A 26,007-nucleotide genomic window follows, 5' to 3' on the forward strand; every position below is an offset into this window, starting at 1 on the left:
GGGGCTAGGATTCCACCGTGTACTGAACATGCACTGTCTTTACCCATTTTAACCGCTTGGGCCGGACCGCCACGCGCATCATCATCGTCGCCACTACCGGCAGCCAGTGCAGCATATACACCATCATCCGCAACGACGCGCCAAGCAGTCGCCAGCGGGATGTTTTGCCCTCCAGTTGTGCCAATCCCCGCCAGGTGGACCCGCAAAACAGTAGCAGCATGACGCCCGTCAAAGGCCAGAGCAACGGTGGGTGCTTTGTCCACAACGCCATCAGCCCATCGGGAATAGTGGCCGCCGGCAGCAGGTACTGGCTGACGTAGGACATGCCGCTATCCCAGCGTTTAACCCAGCCCCAGGGCCACAGCAGCCAAGGCCGCCAGTAGTCCAGGTAGCGTTGATACCCCCCTTCCGCCCAGCGATTGCGTTGATGCCACAGCGCCCGGAATGTGGTCACACCCTCTTCCAGCACGCTGGGGGTAAACAAGAACTCAATATCCCAATCGTCCAGGTGCAGCCGGAATGTTAGGTCTAGGTCATCGGTGAGCGTCGCCTCGTTCCATCCCCCCACCCGTTGCAGCGCCGACCGCCGCACAAATTGCCCATTGCCCCGCAGCTCGGCTACACCGCCCAGCCGCCGCCGTTGTTGTTGCAAAAACGCATCCAACACCATCTCGATTTGCTGGCCGCGCAACCACCAGTTTTTGGGTCCTGGCGCAATCGCTTTGCGCACCTGCACAGCGCCGATGTGGGGCTGGCGAAACAGGGGCACAATCCAGCGCAATAAATCGGGTGACACCTGGGCATCGGCGTCAAACACCCCGATAATTTCGCCGCGACTGAGCCGCAATCCCTCGTTCAAGGCCCCTGACTTACCGCCGCCAGCCTCCGGTCGCCGGTGTAATACATGGAGTTGGGGGTATTCGGCGCACAACTCATCCAAAATCCGGCCTGTGGCGTCGGTGCTGGCATCGTCAATCACCCACACTTCGTAATCGGGGTAGTCCAACTGGCACAAGGACCGCACCAATCGCTCAATCACTGCCTCTTCATTTTTAGCCGCCACTAATAGGCTCACCAAGGGCATTTCAGCATCATCTTCCAGCGCCGGTGCGGTCGGGGGAGATACCTTGGCCCACAACAGACGTAGCGCCTGCACACCCATCACTGTCGTCAATAGCCAGACGACCCAGGAACCCCAGGATACCCAGTGCAGGGCAATCGTCCCGCCCCAGACTAGGGAGAGCACCACCACCGCCTTGCGCCGCCGCCCTTGCCCATAGCGATTGAAATCACGGGGAGCAGGGTCGTAGCATTCCGGTTGTTCCCAGACCTGTTCGATGGCCATCCATCCCTCCTGCACCTTTGCCCTCACTATAGCCCGTCCGATTCCAACCACGCTAGGGCTTGCGCCAGTGCTTGGCTGTCTATCCGAATTGAGTGTTGCCGGTGGTCGGAATGGGTCATCGCCGCTTGCCCAATCAAACACCCGTAATCCAAACCCATCTGCCGCGCCATGACCCAATAACATTCCGGTTGATACGTGGGCGAAAAAAACTCCAGCACCTTCGCGCCTGGGGAACACCAAACCAGATTGGCGAGACCGGCGCCATGGGGAGCAATAATCCGTCTGGCCTGCTGAAATAAGCCCACCTGCTCAGGAAAACTCAAATCCTCTAACCACACAGGTTGATAGCCCCACCGGCTGAGCACCTCCAGCACTTCTGGCTCGTTAATCACCCGGCGAAAATGCGCGCGCGACCGACTGATGTAGATGCGGGGTTGGGGTTGGGCCGGTAATTGCGCCTGGGGTAAATAGGTAGCTCGCAAAAACTCAAACACCCAACGCGGTTTGAAGTAGGACATCCCTGGCAAGCCCGTTAGCGATGTAGCCACCACCGCCTGCGCTTGTACATGACTGTGCTGGTCCGCCCAAAAAACTTGTTTATCAGTTAAACCGGCAGCAGCCAAAACTGGGCACAACTTTCGCAATCTCGGCGACAGGCGATTCACATAACACACTTGAATCTCTGACCAGAACTGTGATTGCTTGAGCAGGTAAAGGCGCGGCAGAACATCCACCAGAAAGTGGTAATAATTGGACCCGCCTTTGACGCCCGCAATTACGCCTAGTGTTTGGTGCAATTGTTTGGGCTGTGGAAAGTAAGATGTGCAGACCGTGTGTTCTTGGGGCCGTCGTTGTGGTTCTTCCCAGTTGTCATAAATTAACTGTCCATCTGCAGCAATCACATCTCCGTACTGACTCGCTACTCGCCCATTGTTCACTCGATAACAAACCGCATCCGGCACCTGGAATTCCGTTTGCTGAAAAGTGGGTGGAAGCGTCACGCCAGGCAATGTCCAGGGTGGCTGGATGGTTTCGGAGTGTCCAGGAATGATGATTTGATACTCCGCCTGGTCGGGATGATGCTGCTGATAGGTCTGGACTGATTCCCAGTACCCATGCGCCGGAACTTGTCCCCAGGTGTTCAGAGCCGCTCGGGTAACATAGCGTCGCAGGGGTCGCCAGACTTGCGCTTTGAAGGTGGCAATCATTCCGACCGTTCTTCGATGGGAATGTAGGGGCGGTTATGTTCACCCACATAGATTTGGGTGGGCCGGAAAATGCGATTGTGATTGAGTTGTTCTTTCCAGTGAGCCAACCACCCCGCTACCCGCGCAATGGCAAACACCGGCGTGAATAAATCGTTGGGAATCCCCAACTTCCGATAGACCAAACCGGAATAGAAATCCACGTTGGGATAAATGCCTTTATGACCCAAGCGGTCCACCACCACCCGCTCAATTTCTAGGGCAATGTCGTAGTATGCATCGGCCCCAAACTCATCAAACAATTCCTTGGCGAGATTTTGCAAAATAGTGGCGCGGGGGTCTTTTACCTTATATACCCGGTGTCCAAATCCCGGAATCCGCGCCTTTTTCTCCAACAACCGGTCAATGTAGGGTTCTACGTTTTCCACGGAGCCGATTTCTTCAATCATCTGCATCACGTCTTCATTAGCTCCCCCGTGCAACGGCCCCGCTAGCGTCCCCACCGCTGACGCCACTACGGCGTAGGGATCGGTTAGCGTTGAAGCCGTCACCATCGCCGCAAAGGTGGACGCATTGATGGTGTGTTCAGCGTGGAGAATGAAACAGGCATCTAACACGCGCGCTTCTAAGGGATGGGGAACTTGTTCGCGCAACATGTAGAGAAAATTGGCCGCGTAATTCTGGTCGTCGCGGGGTTGCACGGGGTCATTGCCTTTGCGGATGTGTTGAAAGGCCGCCACCATCGTGGGAATTTTTGCCAGTAACCGCACCACCGCCGCGCGAATGTAGGCTGGATCATCTAACGCTCGCCGCGAGTAAAACAAGCCCAACGCCGCCGCCGATGCCTGGAGCGCATCCATTGGGTGACCGCTTTCGGGAAAACATTTCATCATGTCCCGGATGCGATATTTCACCCGCCGGTGATAGGTAATTTCCCGTTCAAACGCCTGCAACTCACTCGCGGTTGGCAAGTGCCCCCAAATCAACAAATAAGCAACTTCTAAAAAACTGCTTTTGGCCGCCAATTCTTCAATGCGAATCCCGCGATATTCCAAAATGCCGTTTTGCCCATCCACATAACTGATGCTAGATTGGGTTACCGGCACCCCTTCCAACCCCGGACGGTATTCACAGGCTAGCGTGGTCATGCAACGTTACCTAGTCGCCCATTTCAATTCGCCCATTATATTATCGCCGCACCGCCGCCCGTAGTTTCGCTGACCGAGAACGGGGGTTGGACTGTCGCTCTTGGGAATCAGGGGTCACGGGCTTGGGCGTCACAATCTCCAGCCGCTCATCCCGGCGAAACGCCCATTTCACCAACCGGTCTTCCAGACTGTGAAAACTGATGATGACCAGCCGTCCTCCTGGTTTGAGCCAGCCCGGCGCCCGCTGTAAAAACCGTTCCAAACTCTCCAACTCCCGGTTGACGGCAATGCGCAGCGCCTGAAACACCTGGGTCGCTGGGTGAATCCGTCCGTAACGAGCAGACGGGGGAACCGCGTACCAAATGACGTCCGCTAGGGCTTGGGTGTCGTGAAACGGGCGCTTTTGCACCATCTGGCGAGCAATCCGGCGCGCGTAGGGCACTTCCCCGTAGCGGCTCAACAACTCAACCAACTCCGTTTCGCTGGCGTGATTGACCCAATCGGCGGCGGTTTCCTGTTGTTGCGGGTCCATGCGCATATCCAGCGGCCCGGCGTGACGGAAACTAAAGCCCCGTTCCGGTGTGTCCAACTGCAACGAACTCACCCCCAAGTCGGCCAAAATGCCGTCGAATTCACCCCCCGGATAATCTGCGTAATTCCCATGCCACCAGGTCACGTCATACCCCCGCAACCGTTGTTGGGCTAGCGCCAGCGCTTGGGCATCCCGGTCTATCGCCGTCAAGCGTATCCCCGGCGTTTGCAGCAGGAGTTCGCTGTGGCCTCCCAAGCCCACCGTCGCATCCAAAAAATGCTGGCCTGGTTGCGGCTGCAAGTAGGTCAACACCGCCTGGGGCAGTACGGGAATGTGACCAGCATCCGGTATCATGAGTTACAAGTTACTCCTTCCGGCCAATGCTAAAACAGCAAGGTCAAGGTCAGCAGCGGGTTGATAGGTAGCTATGAAAAAGATTGAAGCGATCATCCGTCCCTTCAAACTCGATGAAGTAAAAATTGCGCTGGTGAATGCGGGTATTGTGGGCATGACGGTTTCCGAAGTGCGGGGCTTTGGCCGGCAACGGGGACAAACCGAACGATATCGCGGGTCGGAATACACCGTGGAATTTTTACAAAAACTCAAGTTAGAAATTGTGGTCGAAGACGACCAGGTGGACCTGGTAATTGACAAGATCATGGCGGCGGCCCGGACGGGAGAAATTGGCGATGGCAAGATTTTTATTACCCCCATCGAAGGCGCGATCCGCATCCGCACTGGGGAACGCGACGGCGAAGCGATATGACCCTCAAAGCTGGGATTAGCGGGTTACGGGGAACGATAGATAACCAGGCGGAAAACCTGACCCCGGCGACCCTTCTCAGCTACGTGCAGGCGTTTGGGCAGTGGTTGCGCGCACAGCATAGCCGACCGGCGGTTGCGCTGGGGCGGGATGGCCGGAATTCGTCCCCTATGATAGCTGATTTGGCACGAGCGGGCCTGCTGAGTGTCGGTTGCCAAGTGGTGGATTTGGGATTAACCCTGACACCAACCCTGCAATTTACCGTGAGTCGGGGAGCAGCTTTGCATGGCGGTGTCATGGTCACAGCCAGTCATAATCCCCCCCCTTGGAACGGTCTGAAATTTCTCGATTCAGCAGGATTTTTTTTATCCGAATCGGACTGGCGCGCCTTAGAAAGGCAACGGCAAAAATTACACACCCCGGAAGTTCCCCTCGACCAGGTGGCAACGGTAACCCCTTGTCCCGATGCGTTTATCGCCCATCAAAACGCGGTACTGAGCATCCTACCCGTCGAGCAGATACGGGCGCGGCGGTTTCGGGTGGCGTTGGATGCCTGCAACAGCGGGGCGGTGCTGTGGCAGGGGTTTCTCCAGGCGCTCGGCTGCGACGTGATTGCCTGTCACACGGAATTGCACGGGTATTTCAGCCGCGAACCGGAGCCGTTGCCCACCCATTTGGAGACCTTGAGACGGCTAGTGCGCGCAGCCCATTGTGATGTGGGATTTGCCGCTGACCCCGATGGTGACCGGTTGGTGCTGGTGGATGAGCAAGGCAACGCCGTTAGCGAAGAGCATACCGTGGTCCTCTGTGCGCAAGAACGACTCCATCGCTATCCTGGCGGCCCGATTGTGGTCAACGTCGTCACCACCCACGCTCTAGAGTCCCTAAGTCCCCACGCCAACATCATCCGCACAGCGGTGGGAGAACGTCACGTAGTCGCAGGTGTGCAAGCGCATCAAGCGATTTTGGGGGGCGAAGGCAGCGGCGGGGTGATTGTGCCCCAGGTGCATCTCGCTCGCGATGGCTTGGGGGCAATGGGCTTGATTCTCAGTTGGCTGGCGACGACAGGGCGCACGCTCTCGGAACTGGTGCAAGCCCTTCCCCCTTGGCAGAGCGTGAAACTCAAACTGGCCCCTGCTGGAGCCTCTACGGAACCCCTGCGTCAACTGTTCCAGCAATGGCAACAGAAATTGCCACCAGTGACAACCCAACCCCAACGCCTTGTCATCGGGCAAGGTCAGCAGGCGATTACCCTAGCGGTCAGCGGGGAGCAACTGGTTGTAGAAATCCACTGCGGCCCCTCACCTGTCATAGCCCAGGCGCACCATCCCCGTCTCTCCCATCTGTGGCAAGCGCTGGATTTTTCCGCCTTAACGCTCGACACAACGGATGGGATTAAACTCGCGACCCCCAATGCCTGGTTATCGTTGCGCCCCTCCAACACGGAACCCATCTTGCGGGTTATCGGCGAATATCGGTGCGCTGACGCCTGAGACTGTCTAAAATGCAGGTGGGGTGCTCGGGAAGCAAATTGTGTTCAAAACCCTCAAGCCAGTCAAGCGCGTTGTACCGTTAGTGGGCGTCGCTGCCCTAATTGCCGGGGGTCTCTGGTGGTGGATAGCTCGCCCTCGGCCTAAACCCAAATCACCTTTGAAAACTGCCGTTGTCACCCGCGAGACCTTACCTGTCACCGTCCAGGTCAACGGCGAAGTCCGCCCCGAACGCACCATCAACATCAGTCCCAAAACGGCTGGGATTGTCAAGGAGTTGCGCGTTCAAGAGGGCGACCGGGTGGCAGCGGGGCAAATCTTGGCGGTAATGGACGACAGCAATCTGCGCGGGCAATTGACGCAAGCGCAAGCCCAGGTGAAAGCGGCCCAGGCCAATCTCCAGCGGCTTCTGGCGGGCAACCGGCGCCAGGAAATTGCCCAAGCCCAGGCCCAGGTTGCCGAAGTGCAAGCAGCGTTGCAACGGGCAGAGTTCGACTTTCTGCGCTCCCAAACGCTCTGGAACCAGGGGGCAATCTCGCGCCAGGAGTTTGACCGGGCACGCACGGAACGGGACCAGCTCCAGGCTCGCTTGCGACAGGCCCAACAGCAGTTGGATTTATTAAAAGCCGGTTTTCGCCCCGAGGAGATTGCCCAGGCGCGGGCGCAATTACTCCAGGCCCAAGGGGTGCTCCAGGTGGTCCAAGCCCAACTCAACGACACAATCTTGCGGGCGCCCTTTGCGGGTGTAGTGAGCCGGATCTATGCGGAACCAGGAGCCTTTGTCACTCCCACCACGTCAGGGAGTACGGTGGCGTCGGCTACGTCGTCGTCGGTGTTGGCCCTGGTTGCTCCCAACCAGGTGGTTGCCAAGGTGCCAGAGACAGTCTTGCCCCAGTTGCGCTTGGGTCAAACAGCCAAAATCATTGCCGATGCTTACCCAGATACCCCCTTTACTGGGCGCGTGACGCGGATTGCGGTGCAGTCGGTGCTAGAGCAGAACGTGAATAGCTTTGAAGTGCGTTTGGCTGTCCGCGACCCCCAGCAAAAGCTACGGGCAGGGATGAGCACGTCGGTGCTTTTTCAGGTGGGCACGCTCCGGAATGCCCTGGTAGTGCCGACCGTGGCGATTGTCCGGCGCGAGCGACGCACGGGTGTATTCCTAGCGACCGACCCGCCCCAATTCCAACCCATCCGCACCGGCATCAGTGTGGGGGACAAGACCGTGGTGAAGGAAGGACTGCAAGCGGGCGACCGGGTGCTGTTGAGTTTTCCCAGGGGTGAACGCCCGCAGACCCAACTGGCTCCCTTGATTCCGGGATTAGGCCCGCCGCGTCGCTGATGAAGTCCTGGCTCAAGCAACCGCCGCCTGTCAGTGGGTGGGATGTACTCCAGATGGCCTGGCGTTCGCTGGGAGCGCACCGGTTGCGGGCGTTTCTGACCATGCTGGGCGTGGTGATTGGCATTGCATCCGTCATGGTGGTGACCTCGGTCGGGCAAGGGGTGCAGTTGGCCACGGCGCGGGAAATTCAGAATCTGGGGACGAATTTGCTCCAGGTGCAGGGGACGCCGCCACGGGTGCGCGGGATTGCCCAGGCGGGTGGAACCACCAGCACTTTGACCTGGGAAGATGCCCGAGCCGTTGCGGCCCAAGCGCCATCGGTACAGCTAGTGGCGCCCTATCTCACGCGCCAGCGCCAGGTCACCTACGGCACGGAAAACACCTTCACCCTGGTCAACGGGGTGGATGAGCACTTCTGGGAGGTCCGCCAGTTTGAAGTGGCCCAAGGACGAGTGTTTACCCCGATGGAGTTGGACACGGCCCAGTCAGTGGTCGTGCTGGGGGCAACGGTCGCGCGGGATTTGTTTGGGCGGGAGTCGCCTCTGGGCAAATCGGTACGGATTCAGGGAGACCGCTACGAGGTGATTGGTGTGCTAGCGCCCAAGGGCACCACCGGCGGCTTTGACCAGGACGATCAGGTGTTTATCCCCCTGAAGAACATGGCCGCTCGCATCGTTGGGCAAAACGCGCTCCAAGGCATCGCTATCAGTGGGTTCTGGGTGCAGGTGGCTGATGAATCGGAAATGGAGGCCGCCCAGTTTCAGATCACTAATCTCTTGCGCATTCGCCACAACATTTACCCGCCCCAGCCTGATGACTTTCGCATCAACAATCAAGGGGACATCATTAGCGCCTTTACAACGATTACGGGCCTGCTGACTGTGATGGTGGGAGCCATTGCTGCTATATCGCTGGTGGTGGGAGGTATCGGGATTGCCAACATCATGCTGGTATCCGTCGTGGAACGCACCCGTGAGATTGGTATCCGCAAAGCGGTGGGGGCAACGCAAGCGGCAATCCTGCAGCAGTTTTTAGTCGAAGCCGTGTTGGTTTCGCTGGGCGGGGGAATCGTGGGACTGCTGCTGGGGGTGGCTTTGGCCTATGGGGCTGCCCAAGTGCTGCGGATTCCGTTTGTGTTGGCACCCTGGGCGATTGGCGCATCGCTCGTGCTGTCAATCGCTGTAGGATTGGTAGCTGGTGTGGCCCCCGCCCAATATGCAGCCCGCTTGGACCCAATTGTGGCCCTTAGGACGGAGTGATATTGAAGTGGACTTTCACACCCGCAGCCGTTATAACTATGGGTAAACCCGTTGCCAGCTATTTCAACAATGCCCGCCTCAGGACGTTGGCAATTTCTCAGGCAGTTGTTTAATCCATTTAGCTGGCGGGGACTCGTGGTTATAGTGGCTGTAGCAGGAGGTGGCAGCTATTTCATGTACCGCCTCCATGACTACCACTGGAATGAATTAATGTTTCAGGTCCAGACGGTAGATTTTAATATCCTGAGTCACACGCTGCCTACTAAGCTTTCCCTTGATCTACTGCGGGGCGACCTAACGGAGCTGCAACGGACACTGGACAGTGGCTACGGCTTTTTTGGGCTGGTGGTCACAGATGCCGATGGTCGCCAAATCATCGCCATGTCCAGGAGCGAAGACCGTTGGACCAGAAATTTACAGTTAGACCATCACCCCTACGACCTGCTGTTTGACCCTCCACCTACCCAACCCCAAAAGTTTTACACCAGCTATGCAGCCAAAGCGCCGACGCCCTACCCAGTTCAACCCCAAGGTCGCGTGATTGGCCGAGTCTATTACGTTAGGAGAGTGCCTCGTTCATTTATCGAAGATTTAGCGATATGGTCCCAGAATCCTTTTGAGCTGCGGGATGACCGTTTTCTCTATACATTGACCTGCATCAGTGCTGTGTTCCTAGGGGCAGTTGGGATTATTGGTTGGAATGCTTTTCACCTTAGTCAGCAGCACTACAGGCAGGAAAAGCAACGGCTCGAAAAAGAGCGACATCAGGTCGCTGAAGCCCTAGCAGAATCACGGCAACAGCTACTCCAGACTCAATGTGAGAACTGTGAATTAAAACGGGCACTTGATGAACTGGAAAGAGCCATATCTAATTATCGAAATGAAATCCGCGAGTATCAAAACAAAATCCAAACTCTTCAGGAACTCGAAAATACTCAAAATACACTTCAAAGATTGATTGCTCAGAAGGAAGTTCATGAACGTGCTCAGCAGGAGCAGATTATCCGCCAGTTAACCCGAGGTTGCGATTCGGTGGGCTATCTCAATACCCAGTTACTTCTGAAGTTGTACATAGCCTACATCATACCTCACTACGACCCTGCAGCTAACCATCTCACTTCTGGCGGATACTTGTCTCCCTTGCGGAGAATTGCCAGGTCACTGGGCGAGAATTTTGATAGACTCAAGGGAATTTATCGAGAACTTAAAAGAGCCTGTCAAGTAGCAGATAGAAGATTCAGCTATAGATATCAAACTACCGATGATAGGCAGTGTATCAACAACTTTCTTGGCACGTTGAGAGCTAGAGGCTATATCACGGGGCTAGGTCCCCTAGCTCAGGCAAGGTCTGTTCAGGGTCAGCTAAACGACAATTTTGAGTTCATCAACTTCTTGAATGGTAAATGGCTGGAGATGTACGTCCATAACTTTATTACTGAGCACTACCGCGTGGAGGATGGCTGGTTGAAAAACTTGAAGTACACGTCTTTAGGTGGGCAACAGGGCGAGTTTGACCTGATTCACTTGCCCCAAGCACCAAGTTCAAATTTGGACCAGACCAGTCAGCACTGTGGATTGGTCGTTATCGAGTGCAAAACCGGTGACTACGCAGAGAGAATCAGAAAGTATCAGGACTTGCGACAGTCCTTGGGCATACCACCTGAGCAATTTATCATGCTGGCGGTTGACGTTGCCGATCAGGACCTGGAGAATTTGTCTCAACGATATGAACTAACGTTTGCGAATCTGGGTCATCTGAGGCAAGCGTTTGAGCTGGCTATCAAATCCGCCACCGGGGGCAACCCTCAGCAACGGGGGGTTGCTTAGCTGTCGCAGCAATTCACTCCACCCGCTGGGTCATGGGCGAGCTGGGTGTGGCGTAGGACTTGACGGGAATGCGCCCCGCCAAAAAGGCCAAACGTCCTGCTTCCACCGCTAAACGCATCGCCGCCGCCATGCGGGGAGGGTCCTGGGCCTGGGCAATGGCTGTATTGACCAGCACCGCCTGCGCACCCATTTCCATCGCCTGGGCCGCTTCACTGGGAGTCCCAATCCCCGCATCGATTACCACCGGCACTTTCGCCTGCTCAATGATGATGGCGATGTTACTGGCGTTGCGCAATCCTTGACCCGAGCCAATCGGCGACCCGAGGGGCATCACTGTGGCACAACCAATTTCCTCCAACTGGCGGGCCAACACCGGGTCGGCATTGATGTAGGGCAAGACGGTAAAGCCCTCCTTCACCAGTTGTTCCGCCGCCCGTAACGTGCCAATCGGGTCCGGCAACAGGTACTTGGGGTCGGGAATGACCTCTAACTTGACAAAGTTGTTGTCTTCCTGGCCAAGTACCTTGGCCATTTCCCGTCCCAGGCGTGCGATGCGAATCGCCTCTTCCGCAGTGCGACACCCCGCTGTATTGGGCAATAGCCACAGCCGACTCCAGTCTAATGCCTCGACTAGCCCGATGTGACCGGGGGCTTGGTCCTGCACGCGCCGCACCGCCACCGTTACCATCTCACAACCACTGGCGGCCACACTCGCCTGCATTTCCGCCACACTCCGGTAACGCCCTGTGCCCGTGAATAAGCGCGACCGGAAACACTTGCCCCCAATCCACAGCTCATCCACCGCTGGGGCTGCTGCAACGACCATGCCCAACCTATCTAACCAATGGCTCTATTCTAGCGGGTTAGCCGAATCGCCCGCCGACGTAGGCTTGGGTTGCTTCGTGACTGGGCTGCTGGAAGATTTTGGCCGTCACGTCGTATTCCACCAACTGACCGGTGCGACTCCCCTCCTTCATCTCCACGTTGAAGAAGGCGGTATAGTCCGACACCCGCGACGCCTGCTGCATGTTGTGGGTCACAATCACAATGGTGTACATGTCTCGCAATTCCTGCATCAGGTCTTCAATCCGCCGGGTGGAAATAGGGTCTAGCGCTGAGCAGGGTTCGTCCATCAAGATTACTTCCGGCTGCACCGCCACCGCCCGCGCAATACACAACCGCTGCTGCTGACCGCCCGAGAGGGCCGTCCCTGGTTTCTTCAACTTGTCCTTCACCTCGTCCCACAAGGCTGCCTGGCGCAACGCCCGTTCCACTAGCTCGTCCATGTCCCCCTTGTAGCCGTTGATGCGCGGCCCAAAGGCAATGTTTTCATAAATACTCTTGGCAAAGGGGTTGGGCTTTTGAAACACCATGCCGATCCGCCGCCGCAGGGCCACTGGGTCCACCGACGGGTCGTAAATATTCTTGCCATGGAACAAAATTTGCCCCTCCAGACGGGTGCCCTTGATAAAGTCATTCAGCCGGTTGAAACACCGCAGCAACGTGCTCTTGCCGCACCCCGACGGGCCGATAAATGCCGTGATCCGGTTGCGCTTAATGGGTAAGTCAATGTTGCGGAGCGCCAAGAACGTACCGTAGTAGAACGCATCCACCTTGGCATGAAGAATAATGTCACTACCTGGTGCTCCTGTTTCTGCCCCCATTACTGGCTCCTTGCAACGCTGCAATAAACGCAATGAACCTGTTTAGATTCAAGTGACTCGTCCCTAGTATAAGAACCAATGCCACCCACCCATGGTTAAGCTCCGGTTAAATTTAGGTTAAAAATCGTCCCCGAGTAGCGCGCCCAGCTCGGCGATCAGGGGGTCGGCAACGGTTGGCGGGGGAGGCGGCGGTGGTTCGACGGGCTTGGGGGGCGGAGTCACGTGTTGCCGGATCAAGGCTTCCACATCGGCTCGGGTCAGCCAGGGGCGTTGTTGCAATTCCACAACTGCCTGCTCTAACCGTTGTAGACGCCGCTCCAGGTCACTGGGTGGGGAGGCTTGCAGGCGTTGTTTGACCCAGTCACTGAAACTAATCCCCTGGGCGGCGAGTTCGGCATCTAATTGTTGTTGCAGGGCTTTTTCTTCGGGGCCAAACGTGACGCTGTAGGAATGCCCTGCTCCCTGGACAAATTGCCGCAGCGCGATTTTGCACAGTTCACCAAAAGCAATTTGCTGAGCTGCTGCCCGGCGGTCAAGTTCTTCCAGGAGTTCATTATCCTCCGGGGTCGGGTAAAAGGTAATCGAGCGACTCACTCGTTTGCTCAACCCTACGCCCCTTTATCTTTACTCAACTGCACTTGCCCATAGATATATTGTCCCAAAGCGTTGGCTGTACGGGTGGGTTCAGCCAGGTGGGGCGTTAAACCATATTCCCGCAGCAGAGGCGCGAGGTCATTCCAGAAAAACTCCCCGCCGCCGCCAGTGATGATCACATCGGTCACTTGGCTGGGCAACCACTGGCGGATGCGCTCCCACAGTTCCCTGGCGAAATTGGCCCGGATGCGGGGGAGAATGTCGTCTAGGTCAATCGGTTTTTCGCCCCGGGGCCGGTAGAACCGCTGTCCCTCGGGACGATGGACGGCTTCGATCAGAGTCAAATCTTCGCTGTCTGCCCCTTTGATTTGAGCGGCCAGTTGCTCGTAAAACTGGCTCATGCCGAACTGCTCGCTGCGGGAAGTGCCCCGCGCAAAATGAAATTTATCCACCTTGAGCATGTCCGTTGTCTGGTGACCAATGTCAATCACCGCCACGTGCAGGTTGATCAGGGATTCGGTCTTCTTCCCAGCGGCTTTTTCCTTGTCCAGCGTTTCTTTTTCTTTTTTGTGACACCAGACCAGGCTGCCATAGCCCTCTGGCATCACCCAGACCTTCACCACATTGACGGTAAAGCTACGACCGCGGTAGGCCAGGGCGTGGGGCGCTTGCAGTTGGGCCACCAGTTGGCGTTTTTCCGTGTCGAATTGCTCCTGCGACAAGTAGGGCAACCCCAGGGAAATGGCTAGGTCGCCGCTCAACTCGAAATACCCGATACAGGCGAAGGTTTTGACCAGGGCGTCCTCGATTTTGGATTGCCCAACCCCTAACCCTGCGCCAAAATCTGCCGCCAAATGGCCGATGGCGTAAGCGCGCCCTTGGTATTCTACCCACATGTCCCGCAGCGGGTCGCCCCCTTCAAACCGTCCCTGCCGGACTTGCTCCAGGGTAAGTTTGGCAACGTTGGCGGGAATGACTAATACTTCATCCGGGTCACTGCTGATACAGGTCTTGATGGCGGTGCGCCCCAGGTCCACACTCAACAGGGTAGGGGGACCGATATATCTACTGGTCATAGCCGGAAACACCATTTACAGCTAAGGATAGCACCCAGCCGCCGGAATGCTAAGCTAAGCATAGCACCCTGTTGTCCTTTGACCCAATCCCTGTGCGTCCCCGGCAACTGACGTTGAGTTTTCCCTCCACGTTGTACCTCAGTCCGGTGTTGGATTTGCTGCTGGCCGATGTCCCGCCGGAACTGTTACCGCTCGTCCGCCTAGGCTTGCAGGAGGCGCTGGTCAACGCCGCCAAGCACGGGAATAACTTAGACCCCCGTAAGACCATCCGTGTGCATTACGAAGGCCGCACCGATGGGTGGTGTTGGGTCATAGAAGACCAGGGGCCGGGGTGCCCTAGCGATTGTGATTGCCGCCCAGAAGGGCCGGAGTGGTCCTGGGAATCGGGCCGGGGCTTGTATATCCTGCATCAGGTGTTTGACCGGGTGGAATGGTGCGACCGGCGACAACGCCTCCAGTTGACCAAGCACCTGTCGGTGACCCGCCGCTGAAAGTACGGATGCGGGATTGGCGCTGGTTGCCGTTGGTCGTCGGAAGCCTGGGAGCGCTGGCGTTGCTAGTCAATCGCAGTTTGACAGAAGTGCTTACCCCCGCCCAAACCCGCGCTGATGCCCTGGGTATTCTCCTGAGCGCTGTACTCATCCTCACCGGTCTCCTGTGGCGACAAATACAACCCAAACCAGCCGAAGCAGTTGAATTGGTGGGGGTCCATGGCTTTGAGATGCAACCGGATTTGCCGACGTGCATCCAACAGGAACTGGCCTGGTTATCCCACACCCTCCTCACCACAACGCCGACCAAAACGGTGGTGGTCTATTGGGATGGTCAAACCTTGTTGCGGCGGGGCATCTTGGGGCCGCAGGCGCAGGTGCAACCGGGGCCGATCCTGCAACGGGTCCTGGCGCAACAAAAACCGGTGTATCTGGTAGACTTGAAGCTCTATCCAGGGCGGGTGGAATTCGATTATTTGCCCCCGAATACCCAGGCGGTGATTGTGCAGCCAATGGCTGGCCGGGGGGTGCTGGTGGTGGGCGCAGACCGGCCCCGCTGTTACACGCGACAGGAAGAAAGCTGGATGGCGGCCTTGGCTGATAAACTGGCGGTGGTGCTGGCGACCCAGGGAGCACACTCATGAAGCAAATCGGGCTGTCTATCAGTCTAGTGGCGGGGTTGCTGTTGGGCTGGCCGACTGTGCTGGCTGGGGGTTCTAAACCGACATCGCTAGTTGCCAACCAAAATCCCCGAGGACTGCGGGTAAGCAATCGCAGCAAACAACCCCTGCGGCTGGTGTTGCTGGCCCGCAAACCGGGCGGTGGTTACCAGGAACCAGTCCATTGGGACTTTGCGCCGGGGGAAGGGGAGCGCGAGGGATTGATGCTCAGCCTGCCGGAAGGGCCGTTGGCGCTGCAACCGGGAGATATTCTGGTGGCGTTTAGCCTGGATGGTTCACGGCGGTACTGGGGACCGTATGTGGTGGGCAGCACCAGTAAACCGACTCGCCCTAGCGACAACAGCGATTGGCAACTGGTTTTGTAATAACTTTGTCCCCAATTTTTCACCTGGACGAGGAGATGGCATGTTAGGCTAACGGCAGGAGCGGGGGAGAGCGGCGTGACGGAGACGACCAAGGTTCCGGTAGCGGTGGTGGGGGCATCCGGTTATGGCGGGTTACAGCTTGTGCGCCTGCTGCTGGAACATCCGCACCTGGAGTTGGTGTACCTGGGGGGCGATACGAGCGCGGGGCAAGAATACGCCGATATTTACCCGCACCTGGGTCACCGGTTGCATCGGGTCGTCGAGCCGGTGGATGTCTCTGTCATTGCCCGCAAGGCGCAGGTGGTGTTTCTTTCGCTGCCCAATGGCGTCGCTCCGAAACTGGTGCCGGATTTGCTGGCTGCCGGCTGTCAGGTGTTGGATTTATCCGCCGACTACCGGTTTCGGGATTTGCAAACCTATCAAACTTGGTACGGCATCGAACGCAGCGATAAGGAGGTCGCAGCCAAGGCGGTGTACGGCCTGCCGGAACTGTACCGGGACGCCCTGGTGGATGCCCGTTTGGTGGGATGTCCAGGCTGTTACCCGACGGCGAGTTTGCTGGCGTTGGCCCCGCTGCTGCGCCAGGGGTTGGTGGTGTGGGACAGTATTGTGATTGACGCGAAATCGGGAACGTCGGGGGGCGGGCGGCAGGCGAAGACTCACCTACTCCTGGCGGAAGCGGACCAGTCAGTGGCGGCTTATGGGGTGGCGCGGCATCGGCATCGTCCAGAAATTGAACAAGTCTGTGCGGATTTGGCGGGTCAGCCGGTGAAGGTGCAATTTACCCCCCATCTGGTGCCGATGGTACGGGGCATCCTGGCGACGGTTTATGCCCAGATGCGCGACCCAGGTCTGACTACGGAAGATTTGCTGATGATTTACCAGGCGTTTTACCGAGGGAAACCGTGGGTGCGGGTGCTGCCGCCGGGGGTGTATCCCCAAACCAAATGGGCTTGCGGAACCAACATGTGCTACATCGGGCTGGAGTTGGACACCCATACCGACCGGGTGGTGGTGATGAGCGCCATTGACAACCTGATTAAGGGTCAGGCAGGACAAGCAGTACAATGTCTAAATATCAGTCGGGGTTGGCCGGAAACGCTCGGACTGCCCCAGTTGAGTTTCTACCCCTGATGCCCCTGGTGCGCTGGCGTGCTTGGCTACCCTACGTAACGTTGTTGGCGCTGGTCTTGCCGTTACTGGTCTGGCGCGGGCCGGAGCAGAGTTTTTTGCCCTACGACGAGGGGTTGTACGTCTGGCGGGCGCGGGGGATGCTTGTATCGGGAGACTGGCTGGTGCCGCGCTCCTGGGATGCGGTGCATTACCACAAACCGCCGGGGTTTTACTGGGTGCTGGCAACGGTTTTTCAACTGGCGGGGCTGAGTGAATGGACGGCGCGGCTGCCATCTCTACTGGCCAGTGTGGTGACGACGTTGACGCTGTACGACCTGGGGAAACGGTTGGTGGCGCCGGCGGCAGCCTGGTGGGGGGCGTTGTTGCTCAATCTGCACTTCCTGTGGTTTTCCTACAGTCGGCAGGCGACACCGGATGTGCTCACGGTGATGCTAGGGGTCGTCGGTGTGTGGGCATTGGTGCAGGCGGAAGAATCCCCCAAGCAGGCGAATCGCTGGCGACTGGGAGCGGGGGTGTGTCTGGGATTGGGATTGATCCTGCGCAGTGCGATGGGATTGATTCCCTTGTTCGCGCTGCTGCCTTACCTGTGGTTGGAACGGAAACGGCACAGGCATTGGGGCAATCCTTGGCTGTGGGCCGGGGTGGGACTAGGCGCAGCGCCGATGCTCATCTGGCTGGCTCTGGTTACCGTCAAAGATGGCTGGCAACCCCTACAGGCGTTAGTGGGATTCGTGGGACGGGCGGTGGTACGGACGCGCCAGGGGAACGGGCCGCTATATTACCTGTGGAATCTACCGGTGCAGGGGTTCCCGTGGCCGTTGCTAGCGCTGGTGGGGCTGCCGGCGATTCCCGCTGCTAGACGCAGTTTACTGGTGGGGTATCCGCTGGTGGGGTTGGTGGGCTTGAGCGCCATTTCCACACGGTTGCCCCACTACAGTCTGGCGTTGTTGCCCTGGCTGTCGCTGTGGGCGGGGCTGGGGCTGGTACGCACCGGTTGGATGTTTGCCGGCATTGCCAAACGTCGTTGGGTGGCGCAGACATGGGCCTATGGGCTGGGTGTGCTGGGTGGGACGCTGGTGCTGTTGACCACCGTGCTGTACCCCCGTTTGGTGGCGCAGGCGCCGGAGGAGGTCACACTCTACCGCTGGCCGGCGTTGGCGTTGGGGGTGAGCTGGGCGCTACTGCCGGTGTGCTGGTTGGTTCGGTATCGCTGGCGCCAGGTGTGGCCGGGGGTGCGGGTGTGGTTCCTGTTGACAGTGGCGGGGCCGTGGTTGACGCTGGCGCTCTTGGGCGGCATGGGACTGGTGGGGAACTACCGCCCTGAGGTGAAGGCGTTCTTGCAACAGGAACCGGTAGCAACGGTCTTGGCTCAGGAGCGGGTTCATTTCGTACGGCAAGGGGAAGGGGATGAGGCGCAAATTTTGCTGAGCATTTACACGCCCCATCTGGGCCGGTGGTATCCGGAAGCGGCGGCGCTCCCCCCGGGAGACTGGGCCTGGGTGCAACCGGGATTGACGCTGCAACCACGCCGGCGTTATCGGGTGGTGGCGGTGTACGAGGGCTGGCGACTGGTGCAGGCGCGGGCCAATAGATAGATGTGTGGCATTGCCGGGTTGTGGTTGCATAAACAAGCGGCGACTCTTGGGCTGGCTGTACGCCAGATGACCGCAACGCTCGCCCATCGTGGGCCGGACGGGGAGGGCGTGTGGGTGGATGAGACGGCGCAATTGGGCTTGGGACACCGACGTTTGGCCATCCTGGACTTGTCGCCACAGGGAGCGCAACCCATGCAGTCAGCGGCGGGCAATGTGCTGGTTTTGAACGGGGAAATTTACAACTACCGGGAATTACGCCGGGAATTGACCGCCCAGGGCGACCGGTTCCAGAGCCAGACCGATACGGAAGTGTTGCTAGCAGGGCTGGAGCGGTGGGGGATCGAGACCTGTTTGCAAAAATGCCGGGGAATGTTCGCGTTTGCTTTTTGGCACGCCCAGGAACGCTGCCTGTACCTGGCGCGGGACCGGATGGGAGAAAAACCGCTTTACTACGGGTGGACGGCAACGGGCTTTGTTTTTGCATCGGAATTAAAAGCGCTGCGGTGTAGTCCAGGTTGGCGAGGGGAACTGCACCGGCCAGCGCTGGATGTGTTTTTGCGCTATGGCTACATTCCCAGCCCCTACAGCATTTACCAGGACATTTACAAGTTGCCGCCGGGCACCTGGTTGCGCCTGGAGAACCCCCACCATCGCCCGGAACCCCAACCCTACTGGTCGCTGGTGAATGTAGTCGCTCCTAGCCAGGAACCCTGGCGTCTCTCACCGGCGGCTACCGTGCAGGTCTTGGATGAATTGCTCACGCAGGTGGTGGGGGAACAAATGGTGGCGGATGTACCGCTGGGGGCGTTTTTGTCGGGGGGGATTGACTCATCGCTAATTGTCGCCCTAATGCAAAAGCAGTCGCCCCAGCCGGTCAAAACCTTTACGATTGGGTTTACCGAAGTGGCCTACAACGAAGCGCCCTGGGCCAAACGGGTGGCGCAGCACCTGGGTACGGACCACACCGAGTTAATCACCACGCCCGCGTTGGCGATGGCGGTCATTCCCAAACTGCCCCAGATTTATGACGAGCCGTTTGCCGACAATTCCCAAATCCCCACTTTTTTGGTCGCCGAACTGACGCGCCAATCCGTGACGGTGAGCTTGTCGGGCGATGGGGGCGATGAATTGTTTGGGGGTTACCGCCAGTATGTTTATGCGCGCCGGATTTGGCGGTCGCTGGGTTGGTTGCCCCCCAAGATACGCCAATCCTTGGCTCAGGCGTTGCAACGGCTGCCAGTGGAGCGGCTCAATCACCGCCTGCGCACCCCTTACTATTCCTTAGCGGACAATGTAGCTCGCCTGGTCGCCGCGCTGGGGGAATCCCATCCAACCAAGCTCTACCGGCACCTAATGGCCCGCTGGCTGGCATCGCCCTTGATCCCCACCACTGAACCCCTGCCCACCACGGTTTTTGAGCAACTGGCTGAACAGTTTCCTGCATCGTGGGGTGTGATTCCCCTGCTGATGCTGACCGATGCGCTCATGGAGTTGCCCGACGACATCTTGGTCAAGGTGGACCGGGCCACGATGGCGGTGGGGTTAGAATCCCGAGCGCCCTATCTCGACCCCCAGGTGGTGGCGCTGGCTGGGCGATTGCCGCTGCCCTACAAGGTGCGGGGGAACCAAACCAAGTGGATACTGCGCCAGGTGCTCTATCGTTACGTCCCGCCCCGACTGCTCGAGCGCCCGAAACAAGGGTTTGTCCTGCCGCTGGGGGAATGGCTACGCACGCCGCCGTTGCGGGATTGGGCCGAAGAGCTATTGCGTCCCCAGCGATTACACCAGCAGGGGTACTGGGATGTTCCCGCGATTCAACAAAAGTGGCAGGAGCACCTAGCGGGAGTAGCCAATTGGCAAGCGCTGTTGTGGCCGGTGCTGATGGTGCAGGCGTGGCTCAGTTCGCCGGCGCACCAAAGCTGAAGGGGGGGTCGCCCACAGCGCGTTTAAGAGCCGCCAAGGCCCGGTTGTAGCCCAGCACGGCGTTGACTAGGTTCCCCTGCGCCTGAGTCAGGGCATTTTCCTGGTTGATCACGTCGGTTTGCGTGCCCACCCCCGCCTGAAACCGCAACCGCGCCAGCCGCAGGCTTTCGTTGGCCTGTTCGAGCGCCAAAGCCGCGGTCTTGATATTGGCTTCGTTGGCCCGCAGGTCGCTCAAGGCCCGCTCGATTTGGAACCGCACTTGGTTACGCACGTTGGCATAGTTAATATCCGCCGCGGCAATGTTGGCTTCAGCCTGGCGCGCGCCAGCAAGTGCCGCTCCCCCGTCAAACAACGTCACACTGAACTGCAGACCCACAGCGTAACCCTGGCCGAAACCACCCCGGTCTAGATTGGCGGGACTCTCAAAAAACCGCAGGAAATCGGTTTGGGCGAACAGGGCGATGTTAGGGCGAATCCCGGACAGAGCCAGTTCCCGCTGCGCCTGCTGGAACCGTCGCTGGGATAGGGGGATGAACAATTCTGGTCGCTGCTGGAACCCCCGTAGGATACTCTCTTCTAAAGACAAGGTCCAGACCCCTGCTACTTCAATGGGGTCGGCGGCGGTCACGGTCACCTGGTCGCCTAGACTAAGAAGCTGCGCCAAATTCCGCTGGGCCACTGCTTGGTCCCGCTGGGCATTGGCCAGCTGTTGACGCGCGTTGGCTAACTGCACCTCGGCCTGCAACACGGCAAACTGGGTCCCTACGCCCGCCCGCAACTGGGCCTGGGCATCCCGCAAGCTCACCTCCGCGTTGCGCACCGCTGACTGGGCAATTGCCACCTGGGCATCGGCGTTTTGCAGGTCGTAGTAGGCGTTGGTCACCGCCAGTTGCACCTCCTGGGCCACCCGCACCCCATTCAAAACCGCCTGGCGCAATTGTTCTTGGGCCTGTTGAATCCGTGCGCCCCGTTGTCCACCCGCGTAGATGCTGTAGGTCAAGCGCAACGTCCCATCCCAGGTGGTCGAAGGCCCATCACTCCGGCTTGGACGGAGCAACGTCCCCAGGGGGCCTACCGCCTGCGCCCGTACCCGGTCTGAGATTTCCGCTTGGGCCGATTCACTGCGCTGGAAATTGGACTGAAACGTGAGGCTAGGAAATAACGCCGCCTGCGCCTGCCGCAATCCCGCTCGCGCCGCTTCAATCTGGGCACGGGCTGCCTGTAACTCGCGGTTGGTGCGGGCCGCCAGTTCCAACGCCTGTTGTAGGGTCAAGGCTTGGGTGGTTTTAATTTCCACTTCTGCCGGTTGCGTGGGCGTCGCCAGGGGATTTTCATTCGGCAGTAAGGGCGCTAGCAAGGGGGGTAAATTGCGAAAATCTTGAGCGCCAGGAGAATTGGGCGGTACAGGGGTCACGGCAGGTAAATCGGGCAATCCTGGTACCTGACCAGGCCGTTGGGCTTCTCGGGTTGTCGGTTCTGCTCGCAATCCCACACCAGCCACCCAAAAGCTCGCACTTAATAGACCACCGAGCCACCAGCGCACGGGTTTCCCAGGCATTTTGCTTCTCACACCACCCGCCTTCCACCATAGCCCCTAGGTTCTGGACTTGACAATCCAGCTATAGGGGCCACCAGGTACCCCGGCGCATGCCTACCGGTAATTTGGTTGCCCAATTCGTGCGGGCCATCGCTAGTTGTTCCTCCGCCACCAGCGCCCCCTCCAGGTTTGCCCCACACAGGTTGGCATCCCGCAGGTTGGCATTGCGCAGGTAGGCTTCCGTCAAATCAGCGTTGCGCAGGTCCGCCCCTTGGAGATTAGCAAAGCTGAGATACGCCTTATGCATGTTAGCCCGTTGGAGGTTGGCCCCTTGGAGATTCGCTCGCCCCAAATTCGCTTCTTCTAAAATGCACTCGCGCAAATTGGCGTTGGCTAAAATCGCCCCTGTCAAAATACAGCCCACCATGACCTGACCCTGCAGGTCGTACCCCCGCAAATCGTAGCCGGCAAAATCCTTTCTCCCCTGGCGCAGGGCCTGCTTAAACTGGGCGGGGCTAAGCCTTGTGCTTTCTGCCCCCCCCGTCTCGATGGGTGTGGCCCGAGCCTTGCGGGCGCGAATGGCCGCCGCTAGACGACTCAGATGGCTTTCTGGATCACTCAGTGGTTCCGGCAGGGCAGGAGAAGGCGGTGGAGTCGCAGCGGCGCGCCGCCCCTGAGCCAGAGTGTCGTAATAGGGTTCCAGGTCCAAAGCGCGCAGGACAGCGTTAGCGGTGGCGTAGCGTTGCTTAAGGGAAATGGCCAGCATCCGGTCCAGCACCTGGGCAAAGGCGTCGCTCACCCGCACGTGTTGCCGCCAGCGAATTTCCCCAGTTTGGGGGTCAGTTTCCAACTCCTTAGGGGATTTGCCCGTCAGGAGATATAGGCAGGTGCACCCTAACGCATAGATGTCACTGGCATAGACCGGACGCATAGACAGTTGCTCCGGGGGCGCGTAACCGGCGGTGCCAATGGCAAACTGGGTGAGTTCATTCTCCGCATCGGTGGGAATCTGTCCTACTTGCTTCACGGCGCCAAAATCAATCAAAATCAAGGCCCCATCGGCTTTGCGCCGGATAATGTTGGCCGGTTTGATGTCCCGGTGGATGACCCCCTGCTGGTGGATGTACTGCAAAACTGGAAGTATCTGCCGTAAAAACAACTTCACCGCCCCTTCCTCGTAGGGACCCTTTTCCCGCACCTCCGCCTGGAGCGTCTGCCCGTCAATAAATTCCTGCACCATGTAGAAGTAGGGCGCTTCGGTGAAGTAGTCCCGCAGGCTGGCCAACTGGGGGTGATTCCCCAAACGCCCCAAAATTTCCGCCTCCCGTTCAAACAGTTCTTTCGCCATCTGGTAGATAGGGTCGTTGGCGTTGTCCACGGGCGGGCGCAGTTGCTTGATCACGCAAAGCGGGCGTCCCGGTAGGTTTTCCTCCACCGCCAAAAACGTGGCCCCAAACCCGCCATAACCTAGGCATTTCTTCATCCGGTATCGGCGGCCCTGGTGTGTCAGGATAAGACTGGCCCCGCAGTTGCTACAGGTCAAGGCACCCTCGGGATTCTGGGGGCGAGTGCAGGTTGGGTTAAAACAGTAGCTCACTGGGGATGCACAAGTTTCGCAACAGTCCTACTCCAGTTTAGTCCAACTCCCGGTCCCTGCATCTTGGGAAATTTGCCTAAGGCGGGAACTTTCGGAGGTGGTGTTAGGATCAATCAGCAATGACATGATGGAGGCAGCCAAACCCATGGGACAACGATGGCTACTTGGCCTGGTGGCGGGGTTTGTCGTTCTCTTGCCGCCCGGTATCCTGCGGGCACAGGGGTCGGGTTGGACGCTCTGGGGCGGGCCTAAGAAAGAACTGCGCTACAGCGCCGACTCGGGCCGGATTGGCGACTGGGACCGCTATTACCTGCAAGTGCCCCGCCAGCGGGTCGCCGTGGCTGAGTACTACATCAGCTATCCCGAGAACTTCCGAGGTGAATTTGACCCCAAGGCGGTGGAAGTGGTACGCAGCCGTACCCGGCAGAAATTCCGCATCGGGGAGGTGGTGTGGGACCGGGAGAACCGGGAACTGCGGATTGCCCTTGCTGAGCCGGTGCCGGCGGATACCCCGATAGAAATCATCCTGTCGAATGTGCGCAATCCCCGCAATATTGGGATGTTTTTTTTCAACCTGCGGGTGCTCAGCCCAGGGGACATTCCCCTACCGCGACCGGTGGGCACCTGGGTGATCATGGTGAGTTCCAACTAGGGTACCCGCGGCGATAGGCTAAAATAAGCAGTATTTGGCCTTGGTGTCGTTGCTCATGCTCAACCCGCGACTGAGTGACTTTGGCGCCACCATGACCCGGCTGACGGGAGTGCGGGCTATTATGAAAGACATTGTCGAAACGCTCCAGGCGCGGGCGGGCGAGGATTTAATCAACCTCAGCGCGGGCAACCCCGTCATCTTGCCAGAGGTGGAACAGTTGTGGCGGGATTGCACCCAAGCCCTGCTGGCGAGTGACGATTACGGCGAGGTGGTCTGTCGCTACGGCGCTAGCCAGGGATACCAGCCCTTGCTTGAGGCGGTGGCGGCGGATTTTAACCAGCGCTACGGGCTGTCGCTGACTCCCCGCAACGTGCTGGTGACGCCAGGGAGCCAGTCGCTGTACTTTTTTGCGGCGAATGCCTTTGGGGGGGTGGGTCGAGAGATTGTCCTGCCCCTGAGTCCTGACTACACCGGTTATGGGGGAATTTGCCTGGTGCCGGAGTCCTTGCGGGCGGTGCGACCGACGCTGGAAGTGGACGAGCAAGCCCATGCGTTCAAATACCGGCCTGATTTCGACCAGCTGCATTTTGACGACCACACCGGCTGCGTGATTTTTTCCCGCCCCTGCAACCCGACGGGGAATGTGCTGTCGGAAACGGAGGTGCGGCAAATTGCGGCGTTAGCGGCCCGCTGGGATATTCCGGTGTTTATTGATTCGGCCTACGCCGCGCCCTATCCGGCCCTGAACTTTACCCCCATGACGCCCGTGTTTGCCCCTAACATTGTGCATTGCATCAGCCTGTCCAAGGCGGGGCTGCCGGGGGAACGGGTAGGGATCGCTCTCGGCGACGAGCACATCCTGCGGGTGCTGGAGGGATTTCTCACCAACGCCTGCATCCATGCCTCGCGGTACGGGCAAGCCCTGGCGGCCCAGGCGATTCGCTCTGGGAAACTGGCCCACCTATCGGAAACGGTGATCCGGCCCCACTACCAGCGCAAGTTCGACGTCCTGGCGGCGGGGTTACGGGCGGGATTGCCCAACGACCTGCCCTGGTTTTTGCACCGGGGGGAAGGCGGAGTATTTGCTTGGCTCTGGCTGCGGGACTTGCCCATCAGCGATTGGGAGCTGTACCAAGCCCTCAAGCAGGTCGGCGTGATTGTCGTCCCTGGTCACACCTTTTTCCCTGGTCTGCGTCAGGAATGGCCCCACACCCGCCAGTGCCTGCGCATCAGTCTCACCGCTACGATGACTGAAATCGAACGGGGGGTTGAACGGTTGACGCAGGTGGTGCGCCGCGTCTATCAGCGCTTGCCGGTCAAGGTCTAACCCGCACAGGCGTGCCAATTTGCACCCACTCAAACAGCTCAGCGATGTGGTGGGGATGCATCCGTACACAGCCGTGGCTGACGGCTCGGCCAATCGTTTCCGGGTAAGGAGTGCCGTGGAACCCAATCGCGTCCACGCCGTCGCTCCAAAACCCAATCCAGTGACGTCCGAGGGGGTTGCGGGGATGGCGGGCCGGGAGTTGCCGGTTATCGGTAAAACTTTGCCAGACCGGGTCTTTCACCTTCGTTTCCACCACAAAGTCTCCCTGAGGTGTCTCCCAACCGGGCTTGCCCACCGCCACGGGATAGCGACGCACCAGGCGATTCCCCCGCCAAACGTAGAGTTGCCGTTGATGCAGCACCAGCTCCAACCGCAGGGGTTCCGCCGCTACGACCCAGCCATGACTCCCCATCCAACCAGCCAGAACCAGCACCCCGATCCGTCGCCGCCAGCCCATCTGTCAC

Annotated in this window: 24 protein-coding genes; 13 read left to right on the forward strand and 11 right to left on the reverse strand. The window is 58.7% G+C overall.

The window, feature by feature from the left end; genetic code table 11:
* Positions 1-4: 4 nt before the first annotated feature.
* The 4 genes from NZ705_06385 to rsmH are packed head-to-tail and all read right to left on the reverse strand — an operon-like array spanning position 5 to position 4,584.
* Entirely contained in the window at positions 5-1,345 is a 1,341-nt protein-coding gene (locus NZ705_06385) for a glycosyltransferase family 2 protein (GenBank protein ID MCS7292587.1), read from the reverse strand.
* Between the two features lie 26 nt (positions 1,346-1,371).
* Positions 1,372-2,553 carry a glycosyltransferase family 61 protein gene (locus NZ705_06390; protein ID MCS7292588.1) on the reverse strand — a complete coding sequence of 394 codons (1,182 nt, stop codon included), beginning with the start codon at positions 2,551-2,553 and terminating at the stop codon, positions 1,372-1,374.
* The gene (locus NZ705_06395) at positions 2,550-3,698 is read right to left on the reverse strand and encodes a citrate synthase (protein MCS7292589.1); all 1,149 of its coding nucleotides are present in this window, start codon (positions 3,696-3,698) and stop codon (positions 2,550-2,552) included. Before NZ705_06395 ends, NZ705_06390 begins: the two co-directional genes overlap by 4 nt.
* Positions 3,699-3,738: 40 nt before the next feature.
* Positions 3,739-4,584, reverse strand: coding sequence for a 16S rRNA (cytosine(1402)-N(4))-methyltransferase RsmH (rsmH, locus tag NZ705_06400; GenBank protein ID MCS7292590.1), 846 nt, complete (start codon positions 4,582-4,584; stop codon positions 3,739-3,741).
* A 73-nt stretch (positions 4,585-4,657) separates the two neighbouring features.
* Here rsmH and NZ705_06405 point away from each other — a divergent pair, with 73 nt between their 5' ends.
* The 5 genes from NZ705_06405 to NZ705_06425 all read left to right on the forward strand — a co-directional run bounded on the left by NZ705_06405 (position 4,658) and on the right by NZ705_06425 (position 10,908).
* Entirely contained in the window at positions 4,658-4,996 is a 339-nt protein-coding gene (locus NZ705_06405) for a P-II family nitrogen regulator (GenBank protein ID MCS7292591.1), read from the forward strand.
* The gene (locus tag NZ705_06410) at positions 4,993-6,486 is read left to right on the forward strand and encodes a hypothetical protein (protein ID MCS7292592.1); all 1,494 of its coding nucleotides are present in this window, start codon (positions 4,993-4,995) and stop codon (positions 6,484-6,486) included. The genes NZ705_06405 and NZ705_06410 overlap by 4 nt, the downstream gene beginning before the upstream one ends.
* A gap of 40 nt (positions 6,487-6,526) precedes the next feature.
* Positions 6,527-7,822, forward strand: coding sequence for an efflux RND transporter periplasmic adaptor subunit (locus NZ705_06415; GenBank protein ID MCS7292593.1), 1,296 nt, complete (start codon positions 6,527-6,529; stop codon positions 7,820-7,822).
* Positions 7,822-9,081, forward strand: a complete 1,260-nt coding sequence (locus NZ705_06420; protein MCS7292594.1) for an ABC transporter permease — start codon at positions 7,822-7,824, stop codon at positions 9,079-9,081. The genes NZ705_06415 and NZ705_06420 overlap by 1 nt, the downstream gene beginning before the upstream one ends.
* Before the next feature lie 174 nt (positions 9,082-9,255).
* Entirely contained in the window at positions 9,256-10,908 is a 1,653-nt protein-coding gene (locus NZ705_06425; GenBank protein MCS7292595.1) for a hypothetical protein, read from the forward strand.
* A 13-nt stretch (positions 10,909-10,921) separates the two neighbouring features.
* Here the strand turns inward: NZ705_06425 and NZ705_06430 are convergent, their stop codons facing one another.
* From NZ705_06430 to NZ705_06445, 4 genes are all read right to left on the reverse strand, one after another.
* Positions 10,922-11,734: a thiazole synthase gene (locus NZ705_06430; GenBank protein MCS7292596.1), complete on the reverse strand. Its 813-nt coding sequence runs from the start codon at positions 11,732-11,734 to the stop codon at positions 10,922-10,924.
* Positions 11,735-11,771: 37 nt separating this feature from the next.
* Positions 11,772-12,572: a phosphate ABC transporter ATP-binding protein PstB gene (gene pstB, locus NZ705_06435; GenBank protein ID MCS7292597.1), complete on the reverse strand. Its 801-nt coding sequence runs from the start codon at positions 12,570-12,572 to the stop codon at positions 11,772-11,774.
* Positions 12,573-12,689: 117 nt separating this feature from the next.
* Positions 12,690-13,178 (reverse strand): hypothetical protein, encoded by a 489-nt coding sequence (locus NZ705_06440; GenBank protein MCS7292598.1) that lies wholly within the window; start codon positions 13,176-13,178, stop codon positions 12,690-12,692.
* A 2-nt stretch (positions 13,179-13,180) separates the two neighbouring features.
* Positions 13,181-14,242, reverse strand: a complete 1,062-nt coding sequence (locus NZ705_06445; protein MCS7292599.1) for a ParM/StbA family protein — start codon at positions 14,240-14,242, stop codon at positions 13,181-13,183.
* Positions 14,243-14,313: 71 nt separating this feature from the next.
* On the opposite strand from NZ705_06445, the gene NZ705_06450 reads away from it, so the two are divergent.
* The 6 genes from NZ705_06450 (at position 14,314) to asnB (ending at position 20,430) form a co-directional block, all read left to right on the forward strand.
* Positions 14,314-14,733, forward strand: coding sequence for an ATP-binding protein (locus NZ705_06450; protein MCS7292600.1), 420 nt, complete (start codon positions 14,314-14,316; stop codon positions 14,731-14,733).
* On the forward strand, positions 14,673-15,377 hold the full coding sequence (locus NZ705_06455) for a cofactor assembly of complex C subunit B (protein MCS7292601.1): 705 nt from the start codon (positions 14,673-14,675) through the stop codon (positions 15,375-15,377). Before NZ705_06450 ends, NZ705_06455 begins: the two co-directional genes overlap by 61 nt.
* On the forward strand, positions 15,374-15,778 hold the full coding sequence (locus tag NZ705_06460; GenBank protein ID MCS7292602.1) for a hypothetical protein: 405 nt from the start codon (positions 15,374-15,376) through the stop codon (positions 15,776-15,778). Before NZ705_06455 ends, NZ705_06460 begins: the two co-directional genes overlap by 4 nt.
* A 75-nt stretch (positions 15,779-15,853) precedes the next feature.
* Positions 15,854-16,912: an N-acetyl-gamma-glutamyl-phosphate reductase gene (gene argC / locus NZ705_06465; GenBank protein MCS7292603.1), complete on the forward strand. Its 1,059-nt coding sequence runs from the start codon at positions 15,854-15,856 to the stop codon at positions 16,910-16,912.
* Positions 16,912-18,507: a glycosyltransferase family 39 protein gene (locus NZ705_06470; protein ID MCS7292604.1), complete on the forward strand. Its 1,596-nt coding sequence runs from the start codon at positions 16,912-16,914 to the stop codon at positions 18,505-18,507. Before argC ends, NZ705_06470 begins: the two co-directional genes overlap by 1 nt.
* Complete coding sequence (asnB, locus tag NZ705_06475) at positions 18,508-20,430, forward strand: asparagine synthase (glutamine-hydrolyzing) (protein MCS7292605.1); 1,923 nt, start codon at positions 18,508-18,510, stop codon at positions 20,428-20,430.
* Here asnB and NZ705_06480 read toward each other — a convergent pair.
* Together NZ705_06480 and NZ705_06485 are read right to left on the reverse strand one after the other, a co-directional pair.
* Positions 20,405-21,988 (reverse strand): TolC family protein, encoded by a 1,584-nt coding sequence (locus tag NZ705_06480; protein ID MCS7292606.1) that lies wholly within the window; start codon positions 21,986-21,988, stop codon positions 20,405-20,407. The two genes, asnB and NZ705_06480, sit on opposite strands and share 26 nt — an antisense overlap.
* Before the next feature lie 61 nt (positions 21,989-22,049).
* Entirely contained in the window at positions 22,050-23,450 is a 1,401-nt protein-coding gene (locus NZ705_06485) for a serine/threonine-protein kinase (protein MCS7292607.1), read from the reverse strand.
* A gap of 238 nt (positions 23,451-23,688) precedes the next feature.
* Between NZ705_06485 and NZ705_06490 the strand changes: the two genes are divergently transcribed.
* Positions 23,689-24,216 (forward strand): DUF2808 domain-containing protein, encoded by a 528-nt coding sequence (locus tag NZ705_06490; GenBank protein MCS7292608.1) that lies wholly within the window; start codon positions 23,689-23,691, stop codon positions 24,214-24,216.
* 55 nt (positions 24,217-24,271) lie between these two features.
* Positions 24,272-25,543 carry a valine--pyruvate transaminase gene (locus NZ705_06495; GenBank protein ID MCS7292609.1) on the forward strand — a complete coding sequence of 424 codons (1,272 nt, stop codon included), beginning with the start codon at positions 24,272-24,274 and terminating at the stop codon, positions 25,541-25,543.
* Here NZ705_06495 and NZ705_06500 read toward each other — a convergent pair.
* Complete coding sequence (locus tag NZ705_06500) at positions 25,533-26,000, reverse strand: L,D-transpeptidase (protein ID MCS7292610.1); 468 nt, start codon at positions 25,998-26,000, stop codon at positions 25,533-25,535. The two genes, NZ705_06495 and NZ705_06500, sit on opposite strands and share 11 nt — an antisense overlap.
* Between the last annotated feature and the right edge of the window lie 7 nt (positions 26,001-26,007).

This window comes from Gloeomargarita sp. SKYB120 (assembly GCA_025062155.1).
Lineage (GTDB): Bacteria > Cyanobacteriota > Cyanobacteriia > Gloeomargaritales > Gloeomargaritaceae > Gloeomargarita.